This is a genomic window from Desertihabitans aurantiacus, assembly GCF_003344635.1.
GTDB classification, from domain to species: domain Bacteria; phylum Actinomycetota; class Actinomycetes; order Propionibacteriales; family Propionibacteriaceae; genus Desertihabitans; species Desertihabitans aurantiacus.
Genome location: NZ_QPKK01000447.1, coordinates 1 through 1,823 on the forward strand (window position 1 = coordinate 1; position 1,823 = coordinate 1,823).

2 protein-coding genes are annotated in these 1,823 nt (G+C 70.3%); both read left to right on the forward strand.

Annotated features, from left to right (window positions below; genetic code table 11):
* The coding region (locus tag DVA66_RS20015) for a hypothetical protein (protein ID WP_198671989.1) at positions 1–634 on the forward strand (634 nt) is incomplete at its 5' end.
* A 140-nt stretch (positions 635–774) separates the two neighbouring features.
* Positions 775–1,800 carry a class II fructose-bisphosphate aldolase gene (gene fbaA, locus DVA66_RS20020; RefSeq protein ID WP_114561538.1) on the forward strand — a complete coding sequence of 342 codons (1,026 nt, stop codon included), beginning with the start codon at positions 775–777 and terminating at the stop codon, positions 1,798–1,800.
* Positions 1,801–1,823: the final 23 nt, after the last annotated feature.

Below are 1,823 nucleotides of genomic sequence, written 5' to 3' on the forward strand. Positions count from 1 at the left end.
ACCGACGGCCGCCGTCCCCGCCCTCCGCGGCGGGACGGCGGCCGTCGTCGTCCCCGGCGCGGCCCGGGAGGTGCTCGGGCGGCGTGGGAGGATGGGCGCCATGCAGCAGGCGCCGGACTACCTGATCGCGGAGTACACGCCGGTGGTCGCCGACGAGACCGTGGCCGTCCGGAAGCGTCGGATGATCTCGGGGATCGTCTCGCTGGTGCTCAGCCTGGTGATCTCGGCGGTCTTCGTGGTCTGGCGCTGGGACGCCTTCCGCACCGGCTGGGAGCCCTGGGTGTTCGTCGGGCTGGCGACGGTGCTCAGCGCGGCCCGGCTGGTGGTGTGGCTGGTCGGCTGGCGCCGCGCGGTCGCCGACCGGGCCAAGGTCGGGGTGGGGCCGGCGCTGGTGATCGGCCGCTTCGGCGTCGAGCTGCACGGGGTGCGGCTGTCCTGGCCCGAGGTGGCGCAGCTGGCGATCGGCCCGGGCGGCCTGGGCCGGGGCCCCGACATCACCGTGCGCAGCCACTCCGGCCCGCCGCTGACGATCGGGCTGGAGCACATCGACGTGAAGCCGGCGACCGTCGAGTCGGCCACCCGGATCTACTCCGACGGACGCGCCACCGTCGACCTCTCCCGCCTCGACGACTGAAGGCCGCTGAGCCCAGTCGCCGACCGGTATGACGCCAGTGCCGCAACTGGTCCGAACCAGTGCGAGACCGGCGGGTGGGACCCGTCCCGGTTTGCAAGACTGGGCAGCGCACCGTCTGTCGAAAACGAAGAGAGGCACCCATGCCCATCGCTACTCCCGAGGTCTACGCCGAGATGCTCGACCGGGCGAAGCAGAACCACTTCGCCTACCCCGCGATCAACGTCAGCTCCTCGCAGACCCTGAACGCCGCCCTGCAGGGCTTCGCCGAGGCGGGCTCGGACGGCATCGTCCAGGTCTCCACCGGCGGCGGGGAGTACCTGTCGGGGCCGACCATCAAGGACAAGGTCACCGGCGCCGTCGCGCTGGCCGCCTACGCCCACGAGGTCGCCAAGAACTACCCGGTCAACATCGCGCTGCACACCGACCACTGCCCGAAGGACAAGCTGGACTCCTTCGTCCGCCCGCTGCTCTCGATCTCGGAGGAGCGTGTGGCCCGCGGGGAGAACCCGCTGTTCCAGTCGCACATGTGGGACGGCTCGGCGGTGCCGGTCGAGGAGAACCTGCAGATCGCCGCTGAGCTGCTCGAGCGCACCAGCAAGGCCAAGATCATCCTCGAGATCGAGGTCGGCGTGGTGGGCGGTGAGGAGGACGGCGTCGCGCACGAGATCAACGAGAAACTCTACACCACCGTCGAGGACGGCCTGGCCACCGTGGAGGCCCTCGGCACCGGTGAGCGCGGTCGCTACATCACCGCGCTGACCTTCGGCAACGTGCACGGCGTCTACAAGCCCGGCGCGGTCAAGCTGCGTCCGGAGGTGCTCAAGGAGATCCAGCAGGCGGTCGGGGAGAAGGTCGGCAAGACCGACCCGTTCGACCTCGTCTTCCACGGTGGCTCCGGCTCCACCGCGCAGGAGATCTCCGACGCCGTCGACTACGGCGTGGTGAAGATGAACATCGACACCGACACCCAGTACGCCTTCTCGCGTCCGGTGATCGACTTCATGCTGCGCAACTACGACGGCCTGCTGAAGATCGACGGCGAGGTCGGCAACAAGAAGCAGTACGACCCCCGCGCCTGGGGCAAGGTCGCCGAGGCCGGTATGGCCGCCCGCGTCGTGCAGGCCTGCGAGGCGCTGCGCTCGGCCGGTCAGACCCTCAAGGCCTGACGCCTCCGACGCACCCACCGACG